7 protein-coding genes are annotated in these 15,483 nt (G+C 40.5%); 4 read left to right on the top strand and 3 right to left on the bottom strand.

Going from position 1 to position 15,483, the window contains the following annotated elements; all coding sequences use genetic code 11:
- The first annotated feature begins 207 nt into the window (after positions 1-207).
- The 4 genes from H6G74_RS01605 to H6G74_RS01590 all read left to right on the top strand — a co-directional run bounded on the left by H6G74_RS01605 (position 208) and on the right by H6G74_RS01590 (position 6,020).
- Positions 208-414: a hypothetical protein gene (locus H6G74_RS01605; RefSeq protein ID WP_190965985.1), complete on the top strand. Its 207-nt coding sequence runs from the start codon at positions 208-210 to the stop codon at positions 412-414.
- A 119-nt stretch (positions 415-533) separates the two neighbouring features.
- Positions 534-1,559 carry a phosphoribosylformylglycinamidine cyclo-ligase gene (gene purM, locus H6G74_RS01600; RefSeq protein ID WP_190965984.1) on the top strand — a complete coding sequence of 342 codons (1,026 nt, stop codon included), beginning with the start codon at positions 534-536 and terminating at the stop codon, positions 1,557-1,559.
- A gap of 410 nt (positions 1,560-1,969) precedes the next feature.
- On the top strand, positions 1,970-2,656 hold the full coding sequence (locus H6G74_RS01595; protein ID WP_190965983.1) for a PHP domain-containing protein: 687 nt from the start codon (positions 1,970-1,972) through the stop codon (positions 2,654-2,656).
- A 574-nt stretch (positions 2,657-3,230) separates the two neighbouring features.
- The gene (locus H6G74_RS01590; RefSeq protein WP_190965982.1) at positions 3,231-6,020 is read left to right on the top strand and encodes a zinc-dependent metalloprotease; all 2,790 of its coding nucleotides are present in this window, start codon (positions 3,231-3,233) and stop codon (positions 6,018-6,020) included.
- Here the strand turns inward: H6G74_RS01590 and H6G74_RS01585 are convergent.
- The 3 genes from H6G74_RS01585 to H6G74_RS01575 all read right to left on the bottom strand — a co-directional run bounded on the left by H6G74_RS01585 (position 6,014) and on the right by H6G74_RS01575 (position 15,443).
- Positions 6,014-12,076, bottom strand: a complete 6,063-nt coding sequence (locus H6G74_RS01585) for an nSTAND1 domain-containing NTPase (RefSeq protein ID WP_190965981.1) — start codon at positions 12,074-12,076, stop codon at positions 6,014-6,016. The two genes, H6G74_RS01590 and H6G74_RS01585, sit on opposite strands and share 7 nt — an antisense overlap.
- A gap of 269 nt (positions 12,077-12,345) precedes the next feature.
- On the bottom strand, positions 12,346-14,031 hold the full coding sequence (locus tag H6G74_RS01580) for a C25 family cysteine peptidase (RefSeq protein WP_190965980.1): 1,686 nt from the start codon (positions 14,029-14,031) through the stop codon (positions 12,346-12,348).
- 32 nt (positions 14,032-14,063) lie between these two features.
- Positions 14,064-15,443, bottom strand: coding sequence for a hypothetical protein (locus H6G74_RS01575; RefSeq protein WP_190965979.1), 1,380 nt, complete (start codon positions 15,441-15,443; stop codon positions 14,064-14,066).
- Positions 15,444-15,483 lie beyond the last annotated feature (40 nt).

Here is a 15,483-nt window from a genome sequence, read left to right as displayed (position 1 = left end):
ATATTCAATTGATATCGAAAATATCAACAACAGTCACGACTTACTATTCGTGGCTGTTTTTGCTTCAGTTAAATCTTCTGCGAACACGGTAGAAGCGATCGCTCCTCTGAATTATCTTGAAAGATAGAGAGTCGGAATTTGAAAACCGCGTCGGTAATCAACTTCTTAATTCTTTTTGCCAAAAAAAGATAAAAAAACCAAAATATTATGGATAGCACACAACTAGCACAATATCTCGAAGCTACAGATAGCATCTCCAAACCTTGGATGCTGGTACAACTACGCCTGAAAAAATTACAAGAACGCCGCGACACAATTTCTGAAGATACCTACGCTAATGAGTTAGCCGACATTCACCAAGATTTAATGAATTTGGGTGAATGGTGGCGTGGTATAGAAGATGAGGTCTTCTAATGCGGTAATATCAATAGTCCATAGTCAAAAGTCCAGAGTCAATATGTTGATAGTACATTGACTAATGACCATTGACTAATGACTAATGACTAATGACCATTGACTATTAACTAACTCTTATGGATTATCGGGATGCAGGGGTTGATGTTGAGGCTGGTAGAGCCTTTGTTGATCAAATTCGCAATTTAGTTCACAGTACTTTTCGGCCAGAAGTACTTGGTGGACTAGGTGGTTTTGGCGGGTGCTTTCAACTCCCCACAGGTTACAAGGAACCCGTGTTGGTTTCGGGAACTGATGGTGTTGGTACAAAGCTAAAAATTGCCCAAACTCTCAACCGTCATGACACCGTGGGAATTGATTTAGTGGCTATGTGCGTCAATGACGTGCTGACATCTGGTGCAGAACCCCTGTTTTTTTTAGATTATGTAGCAACAGGTAAATTAGATAAAGAACAGTTGACACAGGTAGTAGCAGGTATAGCTGCTGGCTGTAAATTGGCTGGTTGTGCTTTATTAGGCGGAGAAACAGCAGAAATGCCCGGTTTTTACCAAGTCGGAGAATATGACTTGGCTGGGTTTTGTGTGGGAATTGTCGAAAAAAGTCAGATGTTAGATGGTTCCCAAGTGCAAGTGGGGGATGTAGCGATCGCACTTGCTAGTGCTGGTATACATAGTAATGGTGTCAGTTTAGTCCGTAAAATTATTAGTGATGGTGGTTTTGCTTGGAGTGATACCCCAGAATTATTAGGTGGCGAAACCATCGGTGAAACTTTTCTCAAACCAACTCGCATTTATGTCAAACCAGTCCTCGCCGCCCGTCAAGCTGGTTTAGAAATTCATGGAATGGCGCATATTACAGGCGGTGGTTTACCAGAAAACTTACCCAGATGTTTAGGTAAAAATCAAGCAATTAAAATTAACTCCAACAGTTGGCAAATTCCCGCCCCATTTCAATGGTTAGCTGAAGTCGGTGCAGTCAGCAACGAAGCCATGTTTAATACTTTCAATATGGGGATTGGATTTGTACTCTTAGTTCCACCCCAGCAAGTAGAGCAAACAATTACCTTTTTTACATCACAAAATCTTTCCGCCTTCGCAATTGGCGAAGTAATTTCCGGCACAGGTACGCTGGAGGGATTGGTTTAGTTGGGAGTGGGGAGTGGGGAGTGGGGGAGACAAGGTAGAGGGGGTAGACAAGGTAGAAATAGAAATATTGCCCCCTTGTCCCCCTTGTCTCCCTTGTCCCCCTCTTCTCCCCTGCACCCTCGCCCCCCTTCCCTTCCCTTCCCTCATCTGGTATTCATTTTAAAAACCAGTGTCAGTATTTACCTGAATTTTTGAGAAAAATTTTTAACTGACACTTATTAAAGCAATCGAAAATACTCATGCTCATTATCATTTAGATTTGCTAACGTAGTCTTAACATATTGCAAAATTAAGCTGAGTAAGCTAACTGAATACTTCCTAGTACTGATTATCTGTGCTGGTGATTTCTTATCTATAGGTGTGGTGTTTGAGTTTGTAAATAACTGCGTATATTTGTGCAGAGGATATTTATGGTGATGAATTGTGCGCGGACATCGACTTCTTGCGAACTTTTAAAACAAGTATTCCAGAAGATAGATGCCCAAAGTTGTCCGAGATTCTTTAATTTTCACATGCACACAGTCTATTCTGACGGGAAGTTAGAGCCGAGTGCATTGATGGAACAAGCGATCGCAATTGGCTTAAAAGGATTAGCGATTACTGATCATCACAATATTGGTGGCTATTTAGCTGCAAAAGCTTGGTTAGAAGACTGGAAGTGGAACAATCCTGATAGTAATATTCCTGATTTGTGGAGTGGTACAGAAATTAATGCCAACCTCTTAGATAATGAGGTTCACATTTTGGCTTACGCTTTTGAACCAAATCACTCTAGTATTAAACCTTACTTGCAAAGACACGCTGTCACTGGTAGAGAATATGAAGCAATTAACGTGATTGCAGCGATTCATGAAGCTGGTGGATTAGCGGTTTTAGCACACCCCGCACGTTATCGGCGATCGCATTTTGATTTAATTGCGGCGGCGGCGGAACAAGGAATTGATGGTGTAGAAAGTTTCTACGCTTATAATAACCCCAACCCTTGGAAACCAAGTCACAAAGAATCAGAACAAGTGCAACAGTTAGCTATTGAATATGGCTTATTTAATACCTGTGGTACTGATACTCATGGTTTAAATTTACTCCAGCGATTGTAAATGTATATTTAATTGCCTGAACTACTCCTGGTTGAATCAGCCAGGGGACTATACCATATTGGGTTCTAGATTGAAAAAAGGTTTACTGGTAAGCTTTTGGACAATCCATTTGGCGCAATCATTCTTCAATTTGGTATTAGTTAATAACCAACTTTTATCAAGCTAATATCTACATCTATGGTTAATTTTATTCAATAAAATCTACTAAATTCACTAGAAATAATTCACAGCTTTAACTCCCCGCCTTTTGAATCAAAGGCGGGGATTTTGTTATGGAAAAAAGTGTAGCAAGACATACATTATTGCAACAGCCTTACAATATATAGTTCAAAAAAACATATATCTATAGCCGTATACAACATCTACCTTAAGATACAATTAATTTCAATGGAGCCAGAAAAATTCTTTGCAAGACGCAACTTTAAATCGCCAGACTTCTAATCTTTGACGTTAAATAATTCTGTGTCTGACTACAGTGAATTGACACTACAAGTCAGTCTTAAGTATTGAATAAGTCTTGAAAAATACAGTTTTGCCTCGACACAATCACTACTGCACAAACAAAAGCTAAAGAATGAAACACTGGATCGCCAAATTAGCAATCTGCATAATATTTCTATATAACTTTTTCTGCAATAATAGTTGGGCAATTGCCAATCAACTTTCAGAACCAAATCCTCAAGAAATAAATTCAATTCCAGGAGTAGAAAATTTAGTAGATACTAGTGATTTTGGCGAAAAAAAACCAGCAGAAACACAGCCATCTCAGCCTATAGAGAAAGGGATAATTAAACAAGCGGGACTATTCACAACTTATCAAGACACAGAATCTGGCAAAGTTTATTTAGCAATTAAGCCAGAACAGCTAAATAAAAGTTATCTCGCTACAATTACTTTAGAATCTGGGATTGGGGAAAGTGGGATTTATAGTGGATTACCTTTAGCTGATTTTTTGTTTTATTGGCGGCGTGTCAAGGATAATTTGCATTTCGTAGTTCAGAATGTCAAATTTCGGATAAAATCAGGTGAAGCTGAACAGCGATCGCTAACTCGTTCCTTCAGTGATTCAGTACTTTATTCTGTGGCAATTGATAGTATTGAACCAAGCACAAACAGTCTAGTTATTGACCTAGAAGAACTGTTAATGCAGGATTTTTCCGGTTTAGCACCTTTATTAAAATACTATTTACAAGCTGAATATCACTTTGATAAAACTAAATCTTATTTTGGTGATGTGCAGAGTTTTTTAGATAATGTTGAAATTGATTCTATTTATGGTTTTTCATCACCAGAAGGAGCAAATTTAACAACATTGCCAGACAGTCGTGCCTTGAGTTTAAAAGTACATTATAGTTTTTCCCAACTACCAGAAAATAACGGCTATATTCCCAGAATTGCTGATGACCGAGTAGGTTATTTTATTACTGCCTTCCAAGATTTTTCGCCAGATCATCTGCAAGAACCATTTGTCCGTTACATTAATCGTTGGCATTTAGAACCATCCGACCCTAACGCACCTTTATCTCCACCGAAAAAACCGATTGTATTTTGGATTGAAAATGCTGTTCCACCAATATACCGAGATGCCATTCGAGAAGGCGTTTTAATGTGGAATAAAGCCTTTGAAAAAGCAGGATTTCAAAATGCTGTTGAAGTGCGACAAATGCCAGATGATGCTGAATGGCATCCCGCAGACGTGCGTTACAACACTATTCGCTGGTTCAACTCTTTAGATGCTGGCTTTGCTAGGGGGCCAATGCGCGTAAACCCCCTCACAGGCGAAATCTTAGACGCAGATATTATTGTTGATGCCAACATGGTGCGCTCAGTTCAACAAGAATATCATGCACTGATCGAGGCTTCATCAATGTGTCAGACAGAAGAGACGCAGGCGGCAGGGCGCAGGGGTGCAGGGGAGACAATGGGGACAAGGGAGACAAGGAAGATAAGGGAGAGGTCTTTCTACCTTGTCTTCCCCCACTCCCCACTCCCCACTCCCCACTCCCAAGACACAGAGACTTGTTACGGCACAGAGTCCACTGAACAAGTCGCTATGGGGGCGTTAGCATTATCACTGCTGCAAAATACCAAGCCCAATAGTGAAATGATGAAGGAGTATGTTCATCAATACTTGCGTTCTGTTATTGCCCATGAGGTGGGACACACTCTGGGTTTGCGGCACAATTTTCATGGCAGCACAATGTTAGCGCCGCAAGAATTGAATAACCCAGAAATCACCCAAACCAAAGGTTTAACAGGTTCGGTGATGGACTATTTACCTGTGAATATTGCCCCTCAAGGTGTGCCGCAAGGTGAGTATTTTCCGAGTGTGGTCGGCCCTTATGATGAATGGGCAATTGCCTATGGTTACAAAAAACTACCTGATGTCGAGGGTGAAATAGTTACGCCGGAAACTGAAAAAAGCTTTTTAGAAGCAATTGCCTTAGCATCACCGCAACCAGAATTGTCTTACGCCACTGACGAAGATATCCGCGACATCAACCCGTTAGCGAATGTTTGGGATATAAGTAGTGATGTGTTGGTGTATTCTCAATGGCAAATGGACAACGCCCGTGTGATGTGGCAACGTCTGGATGAAGGTTATTTACCCAAGGGAGAAAGTTATAGTAGCTTGCGGGTGTTGTTTAATAGAGTGCTGAGATATTATTTCCGCAATGCCAGCTTACTTTCTCAATATATTGGTGGGCAGTCATTTCGGCGGCTTCATGCTGGTGATGAGATTTCTTGGGCTTTTGTACCCGTTTCCCTAACCCAACAACGTCAAGCATTAGCCAAGCTGCAAGAATATGTGTTTGCGGAAGATGCTTTTAGTTTCTCACCGCAGTTGTTAAATCAACTTGCACCATCGCGCTGGCAACATTGGGGTAGTCCAATACATCATACTCGTCTTGATTATCCGATTCACGATCGCATTCTCAGTTTCCAGAGTGCCATATTACGATCGCTGTTAGATAGCGATCGCATCAATCGTCTGCGGGATGTAGAATTAAAAGCTCAACCTGGACAAGCACTGTCTTTACCAGAATTATTTGATACCCTGCAAACAGGTATTTGGACAGAAATTTTCACCCCAGAACCACCAAAATCAATATCTAGTATTCGCCGTTCCCTACAACAAGAACACCTGAACATCTTGTTAGAGATGCTGTTGAAGACTCATGATGAATTAGAAGATAGCCGCACACTAGCTTGGTATGAATTGCGACAACTGCAAACAGCCATTGATAACAAGCTGAAAGAATTTGGCGAAACATTCGATATTTACACAATAGCTCATTTAGAATTTGCAGGCGATCGCATTAGCAAAGCCTTAAATTCCCAGTTGCTTTCCAAGAGTTATTGAGATAGGGAAACGTCATCACAAACTTTTTTGTCCCTACCTTCTACATCATCGCTATTAGCCAAGTAATCTTTTACCCATTCACAAGCACTGGCAAGCAACCTATTTAAATCAGTTTCTTCCACATTCCACAATCGCACAGTATTATCCCAACTACCAGAAGCCAAAGTTTTGCCATCGGGACTAAAGGCTACAGTTGTGACGACAGACTCATGTCCAAAATATGTGTTTAACAGACGACCATCTAAATCCCAAAGTTTGATAGTTTTATCCTTACTACTAGAAGCCAAATTTTTACCATCAGGACTGAAGACTACACTTGTTACCTGAGATTCATGTCCTTTTAAGGTATGCAAGAGATTACCATTTAAATCCCAGAGTTTGATATTTTTATCCTTACTAATAGAGGCGAGGATTTTACCATCAGGGCTAAAGGCTAGTTGTGTAATTTCACTTTTATCTGACAATGTTTTCAACAGATTACCATTTAAATCCCAAAGTTTGATAGTTTTATCTTTACTACCAGAAGCTAGAATATTTTCCTTGGGACTAAATACAACTTGTGTAACTTCATTTGTATGTCCTTTAAGGGTGTGCTTAAGATTACCATTTAAATCCCAAAGTTTGATGGTTTTATCCTGACTACCTGAAGCTAAGAGATTACCATCAGGACTAAAGGCTAGTTGTGTAACTTCACTTTTATTTGAAAATGTTTTCAACGGCTTACCATTTAAATACCAAAGTTTGATAGTTTTATCGCTACTACCAGAGGCAATTATTTTACCGTCAGGGCTGAGAGTAATGCTAGTCACTGTAACTGTATTATTATCACTTGGCTTTAATTCTATTTCTTGTGGTTTTTCACCCTGTAACTTCCCTGAAATTATATATTTTCCCTTAGTAGCCGCAATTAAGTTTTTCCCATCAGGAGACAAGATTATTTTGGCAATATCATTGTCAAAAAGGAATTCTTGTGGCTTTTCTTCCGTATTATTTAATTTCCAAACTTTAATGAATTGATCATAACCACCAGAAACTAAAGTTTTGCCATCCTGACTAAAAACAACACTTGTAACTGTGTCTGAGTGCTTGAGAGTTTGCCCAATTTTGTTCAGCTTCCAAACTTTAATAGTTTTATCTCTACTAGCACTAATCAGTATTCTTTTATAAGGATGAAAAATAGCACTAGTGACTGCGGCTTGATGTCCTCGGAAGGTTTGTAGCAGTGTCCCATTTAAATTCCAATATTTAATTGTATTATCTTCGCTTGTAGATGCAAAAGTGTTAGTTTTGGCATCAAAAACAATGCTAGTCACGGCTGCTTGATGGGCTGTTAATGTACGCAAACTTTTATTCTTCACCCAAAGTCTAATAGTACCATCTGCACTACCAAAGATAACCTGATTATCATCACGACTAAAGACTACACTTGTAATAGGCGCTGAATGATTTTTATCTTTAAAAGTTGATGATGATAGTTTATCCTGCAAATTCCAAAGTTTAAGTGTTCCATCTTCACTACCAGAAGCTAAAATTCTATCATTGTGGTTAAAAGCAATATTTGTAACACCTGCTTGATGACCGTTTAGCGTTTGTAGTAGCTCGCCTTGAAAATTCCAGAGTTTAATGGTTTTGTCTTTGCTGGCTGTAGCGATAATTTTATTTTTGTGACTAAAAACAATACTGGTAATTGCATATTTATGACCTTTGAGGGTATGCAATAAATTACTGTTTACATCCCAAAGATTAATAGTATTATCACTACCAGCAGAAGCTAAGATATAACCACCAGGACTATAGGCAATATTGGTTAGTGAATAGTTATTGTTTGTCAGTTTATGTAATAATGTGCCATCTAAATTCCAGATAATGATTTTATTATCATTACTGGTAGAAGCTAAAGTTTGATTATCGGGGCTGAATGCAATATTGGTGACTGCATATTTGTGTCCTGTTAATGTATGTAAAAGTTTGCCATTCAAATCCCAGAGTTTGACTGTATTATCATCACTGGCAGAAGCTAAGATTTGACTATTAGGACTGAGTGTCAGACGATTAACGGCGGCTTCATGTCCTGTAAGAGTATTTAAAAGTTTGCCATCTAAATTCCATAGAATAATAGTATTGTCTCCACCTGCTGAGGCTAGGGTTCCGCCATTAGGGCTAAAAGCAACACTAGATATATCAGCTTGATGACCCTTTAAACTAGTTTGTAATTTTTGAGTATTTAAATCCCATATTTGAACAATTTTATTATCACCATAAGCCAGAGTTTGACCATCTGGGCTGAAGGCTAATAAGTCTAGAGCTATATTAATATCTTCACTTTTATCCTGAGTATCACTAGGCGGCTTTAAGGTTTTTATTGGCTGACTATTTAACTGCTTTAAATCCCAAATTTTCACTACACGATCAATACTTGCAGCAGCTAAAGTTTTATTGTCAGGACTAAAAACTATACTGGAAATTGTATTTTTCTGGGCTGTAATAAATTGGGTATATTTTTTGGGTTTATCTTCTAAATTCCAAAATTCTATAGTACTCTCTTTCAGAGGACTACCATCGAAACTAAAATTTTCATTATTTGCCTTGGCAATTGCTAATATCTTACCATCTGCGCGTAAGGACACACTTGTAATAACGTTATTTCTTTCTTCCTCTATCAGCCATTCTCCTTCTTCATCCAGTTTCTTTAAATCCTTGATTTTGACATCATATAAACCAGCAATAATTAACTTTTGGCTATCAAGGGTAAAACTGATTTTTGTAACAAGATTTTCTTTTAAAGTTTTATTTGAAATTAAATTTTTATTTTTCTCATCAAAATCTGCCAAATTCCAGATTTTTACCTCACCATCTTCACTAGCAGAAGCAAGAGTTTTACCATCGGGGCTAAAGGCAAGACTTGTAATACTAGTTTGATGTTCTTTGAGAACTGTTAATTCTTTACCATGTAAATCCCAAAGCCTAATAGTTTTATCGGCACTACCGGAGGCGATAATTTGGCCATTCGGGCTGAAGGCAATTGTTTGAACAGTAGCCTCATGTTTAATTAGGCGATTGCGTTCTTTAATTTGATATACAGCTTTTTGCAAAGCTTCTATGACTCTGGGTTGTGATTGATCGAGTTTTTGGTTGCTCTTGCCGACATTGATTTTTTCTAGGATTTCTCTGAATGGTTCAGGAGGATGAACCAGTGATAATGGTTCAGAAAAGAACAATTTAATGTTGTTTTGAGTCTGTCGTTTTTTGCCTGCCTTAATTGCTAAGATGACTGATTGTAACTCTTGATGAGAATTAAACAGCGCCAAAGAATTTAAACTACTGGCATTGATTTCATTAAATTCTCCTTTGCGCCATAGGTCTAATGATTTGAATAACAAACTTGTAATAATTAAAGTAATTATTGTCCCGCCACTCATGAAAAGGATGGTGGTAATATCACGACGGCGACGATTGATTTTTTCTTGTTCTTGGCGTAAGTGAAATGCTGCACAAGTAGAGATATATTCTGATTCGAGTTGATTTAAAAAGCCCGATTGTTTTAAGAGTTCTTGGGATTCTTTTAATCTTCCGCCGCGATGAATTAGATAATTTTCGTCTTTTTGTTGTTTTTCCCACTCAAAGGCTGCTTGGCGAATTGTTTCACGCAGTTGCAAACTCACGCGATTTTCATCTAACCAAGTAATTAACCTGGGCCAATGGCGAATTAAGGCTTCGTGGGCGACTTCGACTTCTTCTTGAAATGTGGCTGAATTAACACTAACTACTATCAGTCGCGCACCTTCACCTGCTAACCGCTTGAGGAGATTTTTGGTTAATATTTGCTTGTCGCCGGCGGGAATTAATTCTTCTAACCCAACGCGGCGGCGTGTATCTCTGCGCCTTTCACCTTGGACGGCGTTTTCGTCTAAGCGAGTTAACCGAATAAAGATATTTTTAACTTGTTCTTGTTCGTCGGCTGACAAACTATTGTAAACTTCATCGGCAGTTTGGGCGATCGCTTTCTGCACACCCCCAATGGCTTCATATTCCTCAACCCGCAGCCACCGTCCGTGTCGCCGTTTCCATAACTCTAACAAGGCGTGTTGCAATAAGGGCATTGCCCCTGGTTCGCCTTGCACATCATCTAAAATGTTATTGCTCAACCCAGCTTCAAAACGTAACCCTACTTGTGCGGCTTGTAATTCCATTGCTTTTCGCAATTCCGCCGCGTCCATCGGCCCGATTAATTTTTGGTGAGACTCCATCAACTCTTTGAGTAGACGATAAGTTGCACATTCACCCCAAAAATCTGCCCGCATGGTGACAATTACAGGCTGTTGCTGGGTCAAACTCAATAATTTTTGAATAAACTCTTGGCGCTGAGTTTCGTCACTACACAGGGTGAATAGTTCTTCAAATTGGTCAACTACAATAATTGACGGTTGATTCTGCACCGCCGATAAACTAGCTTGCAGTTGTTCGCTGGGGTTATTGTTGGGAGTGAGATAAGCCAAGACTAAATCGGGCTGTTTTTCTTGCAACGTGGGAATTAACCCCGCCAAGACAACGGATGATTTACCACTCCCCGATGCACCCAACACCGCCAAAAAGTTATGTTCACTTAGTTTTTGTTGTAGTTGGGTAATTAATTGTTCTCGCCCAAAAAAGAACTCGCGGTTTTGTTGGCGGAAAGGATACAAACCCAAAAACGGACAACGGCTATCGTAGGCTGGTAATTGCTTATTCAACGCCACCGCATTAAAACTCAAGTCCAAGACTTCCAGCGCCAAGTTATTGACTTCGATTAACGCTTGTTCTCGTTCTTGTTTCGTTTGGGGACTTAAAGTGGTGATATCTGTGCCGAAAGTATCGGTTAATTTTTGGGATGGGTTGTGGAGTTTGGGGTATAGTGTAGGCGATCGCTCTAACAATAATTTCTCTAATTGTTTCAGACCAAACTCGATTTCTGCGGCTGTCAAATCTCTATCTAGTTGGTCACTAAATAGCGGTCTACCACCCAAGCGACTAAACAAAGCCGGTACTGTGACATCATACCTTTCAGCCAAGGAAGCCGCCGCCTCTTGTAGCGCCTTGTCAACTTCCCCAGACTCATGCAGTTGCTTATAAAAATGTTCTGCTAAAGCTTGGGCGGTTTTAACCGAAACTTTTTCTGTCATAGCGACAACCGCCGGCATTCCCAAATCTCGCACCAAACGCTGTCCCAAACCACCTAATCCTGCCTCTGCATCTGGATGGGCGCTTTCACAAGTGCAGAGAAAGGTAAAATGGGGTAATCCCTTTGCGCCACGTAATAACCGCAGTCTATCTAACAACCGTGTTGCTGTGACTGGCTCAACTGTATTATCAGCCTTTGACCAATAAAGCACTGTCTCGCCATTGTCGAGTAATTTACCGTGGCTGACAAAATGTAATAATGTATACTGCTTTGTTCTATCTGTTAAATGAGTGCAGAGTTCATCTAAAGTTGGCAAACCCATTGCCCCATCAACAGTTGCTAACACATCACTGGGAATATCACCCAAAGCAGAACGCACACTTTTAACAGTACCTTCCACATCAAACAAATCTAATTGATACTTTTGCGAATCCGAGGGACTAGCAACTAAGATTAAGGCGCGTAAATCTCGCCGTCCAATTGGGGGGAAACGTCGGTCTGTGGTGGCGGGAATATATAGAGAAAAAGGCACTCGCTGATCAAGTGCTAACATTTGCCAACCTTCATCTAAAGGGGCGCACAACCTTTCCCAACGCAGAGTTCTGAGTTCTTTATCAACAGCCTCAATAAACAGCAAAACCCGCAAACAATCTTCACTCTCCCGAATTGCGGCGGTAAAAGCATCACGGATTTCATCTTGAAATAAAGCTTTACCTAAGAGTATGCCGTATTTTTGTGGTTGTCCTAGTAAACTAATTTGTTGTTGTAAATCTGTTTCCTTTAGCTGGAGATTACCTTCTGCACGCAATGGTAAAAGTGTTCCCGTCCGACTATATTCGACCACAATCGGCCAGCTATCTCCTGATTTGCGTTGGATGATAATCTCGAAGGTATTCATAAGTGGGGAGTAGGGAGTGGGAAGTGGGGAGTAGGGAGTGGAGATAGTTTAATTAGCGATGTGCAACTTATTCTTGAAACCCCTCTCCAAACCTCTCCCCGAAGCGGAGAGAGGCTTTGAATCTTGCTCCCCTTCCCTTGTAGGGAAGGGGTTGGGGGTTAGGTTTGAGAGAAAGTTGCACACGGCGTTAATCAGGAAAAGCTAGAGACACGGGATGTTTCACTAGTCCCTAGCCTCTAGCCTTTAGCCCCTAAGTTTTCATTACCGAATTAACCTAATTTCTTGAGAGTTTCCAGTAAACTCACCACAGTAGAAACTGTGACTTGAAGTTTTTGAGAGCGATCGCCTGCCGTTTGATCAACAGCTTTGATAAACTGCTCCAAGGCTTGGGATAAGTTTGCTTGGGCTTGTTGAATTGCAGGTGTATCCGATGATGTCTGCGGTGTTGCGGGTGCTGTGGGTAACTTGATCGATTCGATCACAGGGCGATCGCCTGTGGAATTGTTACCGACAACTAGCCTAACTGCGGGGTCGCCAATAATTGCGTAACTGCGAGCATCATTATTCGCTGTCCACATTCCTGACAACGTGATGGGATTAGCCATCGCCCCATATTTAATTTCTTCTAATTCTGTACTTAAATCAGAAGATAATTCTGCATAGCGTTCGTTGAAATATTCTACGGCTGATCCGACTGGATGTCCTTCTAGTAAGCGTTTTAAGGTACTTTGAAAAACTGCCAATTGCTTACCAGTTTTTTCCCACACAAAAGAACAACCCCAAGCCCGTTCGACGTGACCAATCACCGCCAAAGCCCCGCCATTGGGGTGACTTAGTAACCGTCGGGGTAAAGGCGCAATGAAAGACTTAGGTGCGATCGCTAATCTTTCATTCGAGCCTTTTTGATGAGCAAATTCATCTAATTTCGGAGTCCCCGCACCGTAACAAGCAAAGTGAAAAGCAATTAACCCTAACAACTTAGCATCACTACCAATATCATCAGCCGAAAAGTAAAAATCTTCGGGAATTGCTTCGCGCCATGTCAACGGGCCTGGCCAGTCTTGACACAATAACGCTCCTTGGTGGCGGAGTTGCTTTTCATGACCATTGGGAAAACCCATACCATGACTAGCAGTAAACAACAATGCTGGTGTTTCTTCCCCACCCAATAATCTACCTAAACGAGCCTTAGTTGCTTCTTCCGCCAGAATACTATTAACTGTCCACTCGTTGTCTTTCTGCTCATTCAGCATCCAGTCAGCTAAAGGCCGAATCAAGTTTTCGGCGCTGAGTTGGGTGGCTTGATCTGCGGCGTTACGTACTCCAAAAAAGCTGGCGCGGCGGGGTAATGCTAAATTGCTGGTTTCGGCTTGCACCACACTCCGCGCATACTGAGCATATTCTTCTGGGGTATCGAAGTAAATCCGACCCACCGCATACTGCACATCTAATTGATATTGAAAACGATAGGGAATCGTTTCTGGATCACCCACAATCAACAGATAGTACGGCATTTTATCTGGGTCGGCTGGGCCTGGGCCAACACCATGACGCGATAAAAATTGATTCTTCGATTCCCCAGGACGATAACCTTTGGGGCCTATGTATTCTTTATAAAAATGCTCGTTTTTTGCTGTTGCTTGTCTTTGGCGATGCTCTAATAATTCTTTCAGAGCTTCTTTAATAGCTGGGTCAGCATTATAAGCAAAAATCACACCCCAACCTGTTTCGGCCAAGTTTTTTGGGTCTACCCCTTCCATCGGCGCAAAATGCGGGTCTAGACCTTTAACTTTCTGGTCTTTTTGCTGAAGTTCAATGAGTTCTTCAGGGTCAAAACTTTCACCCTGAGCAATTTTTGCCAACTGTTCCGGTGTTAATGGTGGCAATAAATAGCTACCAGAAGCAGCATCAATACCGTTGAAATATAGTTCTTCGGTGAGTTGTTCTACGACCATATTCAATACACCCTGTGTTTTAATTGTTTTAATTAACTACCAAAAGCCGCAGCCCAAACAGCATGAGCTACTTCCTTCTTGTCAATGTTGTTGTGAGCATCTTCATCTTTACCAGTCTTGATGTTGATGTTACGGATGAATTCGCTGCTTTCTAAGTTGTAAACTTTACCTGCCTGGAAATTATATGCCTTGTCACAGGAGTACATTTTGAGGCTGATACTTTCGTTAATCCCTTGAATGCCAAAAGTACCAATACTGCCATATTCAGGAAATTCTGATTGAGTTTCAGCAAAGTTAATATCTTGACCTTGGAACCAACCTAGTTGGCTGGCCGCTGGATAAAGTTTTGTCACAGAACTGTCGTGAATAGACCGAGTAGTCACAATTGGGCCTGTAACTTTGCGTTTATTGATAATAGAGGAAAAACAACCAGGTAAATTTTTGCGGCGGGGAATATCAGGACAGTAAGACCAAAGTGATAAAGCACCTTGAATCAATACTAAAGAATCAACTGGGCGGACTAACTGATTATTTTCTTTCCCATTAACAATTGAAGAAACCACAATACATCCAAAACTATGTCCAACCAAATGAAATCGGACTGTTTTAGCCGCAGCTTTTTGCAGTTGAGTTAATAACTTAAAGCCACTGGTGCTACCAATTTCCCGCGCCCGTTCTTTCATTTTCCAATAAGAGAGATAACCTAAAACATCCAAAAATGGATTAGTTTTAGCTTGGAAAAAATCGCCAATTCCAAAACTAATTTCTTGGGTTTCTGGTTCTTCTGCTATCAAAGATTGATAAATATTTGTTGGGTTTAAGTTTAAAGATGCGTTATCTTCTTCATCACCGTTTAAAGCAGCTTCATTGATTAGCACCTCATAAGCTTTGTTCACTTGCGGTGGTAAATTTTCTGGCGGATTAGCATATTCTATAGAAGCGGCAAAAATTGTTCTGAGTGCATCACGGGCTGCTTCTGTATCAGCTACATCTTGGGCATATTCTTCAATTAAATTATTTAACTCTGACCCTGATGTGTCATAGGATGTGGGTTTAGCATTTAAGTCTTCATTCCCCCAAGGTTTACTCGGCCAATGTAACCCAATTAATAAAGGGCGAAATTCCTGGTTTTGTGACTGGCGTAATTCTTTGATTTTCTGGATATCAGCAGAGTTACACCCCATAGCTGTTATCCAATTGTTGTATTGTTCTTTGGCTGCGGGAATGTCACCCATCCATCCGTGACTAATCAAAAATACGTCTGTTATGGGTTCAGTAGCTAGTATATCTACTAACTTTTGACTCATAAAACCAGTAGGTTCTAGACGTTCATTGCCGTTAGCATCAAAAGCGACGAGATAATAATCTAACGATAATTTAGTGGTAGTAATGTTTACAGTTTCAATTGGCATGGAAAAATTTTGGTATGGGTGTAATTTTGATATACTGCAC

The organism is Nostoc spongiaeforme FACHB-130 (assembly GCF_014698475.1).
In the GTDB taxonomy this organism is placed as follows: Bacteria; Cyanobacteriota; Cyanobacteriia; order Cyanobacteriales; family Nostocaceae; genus Nostoc_B; species Nostoc_B spongiaeforme.
Note: the sequence above shows the minus strand (reverse complement) of the source record. Positions and strands in the feature narration are given on the sequence as shown.

What these genes read in the sequence shown, in the direction of transcription:
- H6G74_RS01605 (WP_190965985.1), top strand. Translation starts at nt 208, where the DNA reads ATGGATAGCACACAACTAGCACAATATCTCGAAGCTACAGATAGCATC.
- purM (WP_190965984.1), top strand. Translation starts at nt 534, where the DNA reads ATGGATTATCGGGATGCAGGGGTTGATGTTGAGGCTGGTAGAGCCTTT.
- H6G74_RS01595 (WP_190965983.1), top strand. Translation starts at nt 1,970, where the DNA reads ATGGTGATGAATTGTGCGCGGACATCGACTTCTTGCGAACTTTTAAAA.
- H6G74_RS01590 (WP_190965982.1), top strand. Translation starts at nt 3,231, where the DNA reads ATGAAACACTGGATCGCCAAATTAGCAATCTGCATAATATTTCTATAT.
- H6G74_RS01585 (WP_190965981.1), bottom strand. Translation starts at nt 12,076, where the DNA reads ATGAATACCTTCGAGATTATCATCCAACGCAAATCAGGAGATAGCTGG.
- H6G74_RS01580 (WP_190965980.1), bottom strand. Translation starts at nt 14,031, where the DNA reads ATGGTCGTAGAACAACTCACCGAAGAACTATATTTCAACGGTATTGAT.
- H6G74_RS01575 (WP_190965979.1), bottom strand. Translation starts at nt 15,443, where the DNA reads ATGCCAATTGAAACTGTAAACATTACTACCACTAAATTATCGTTAGAT.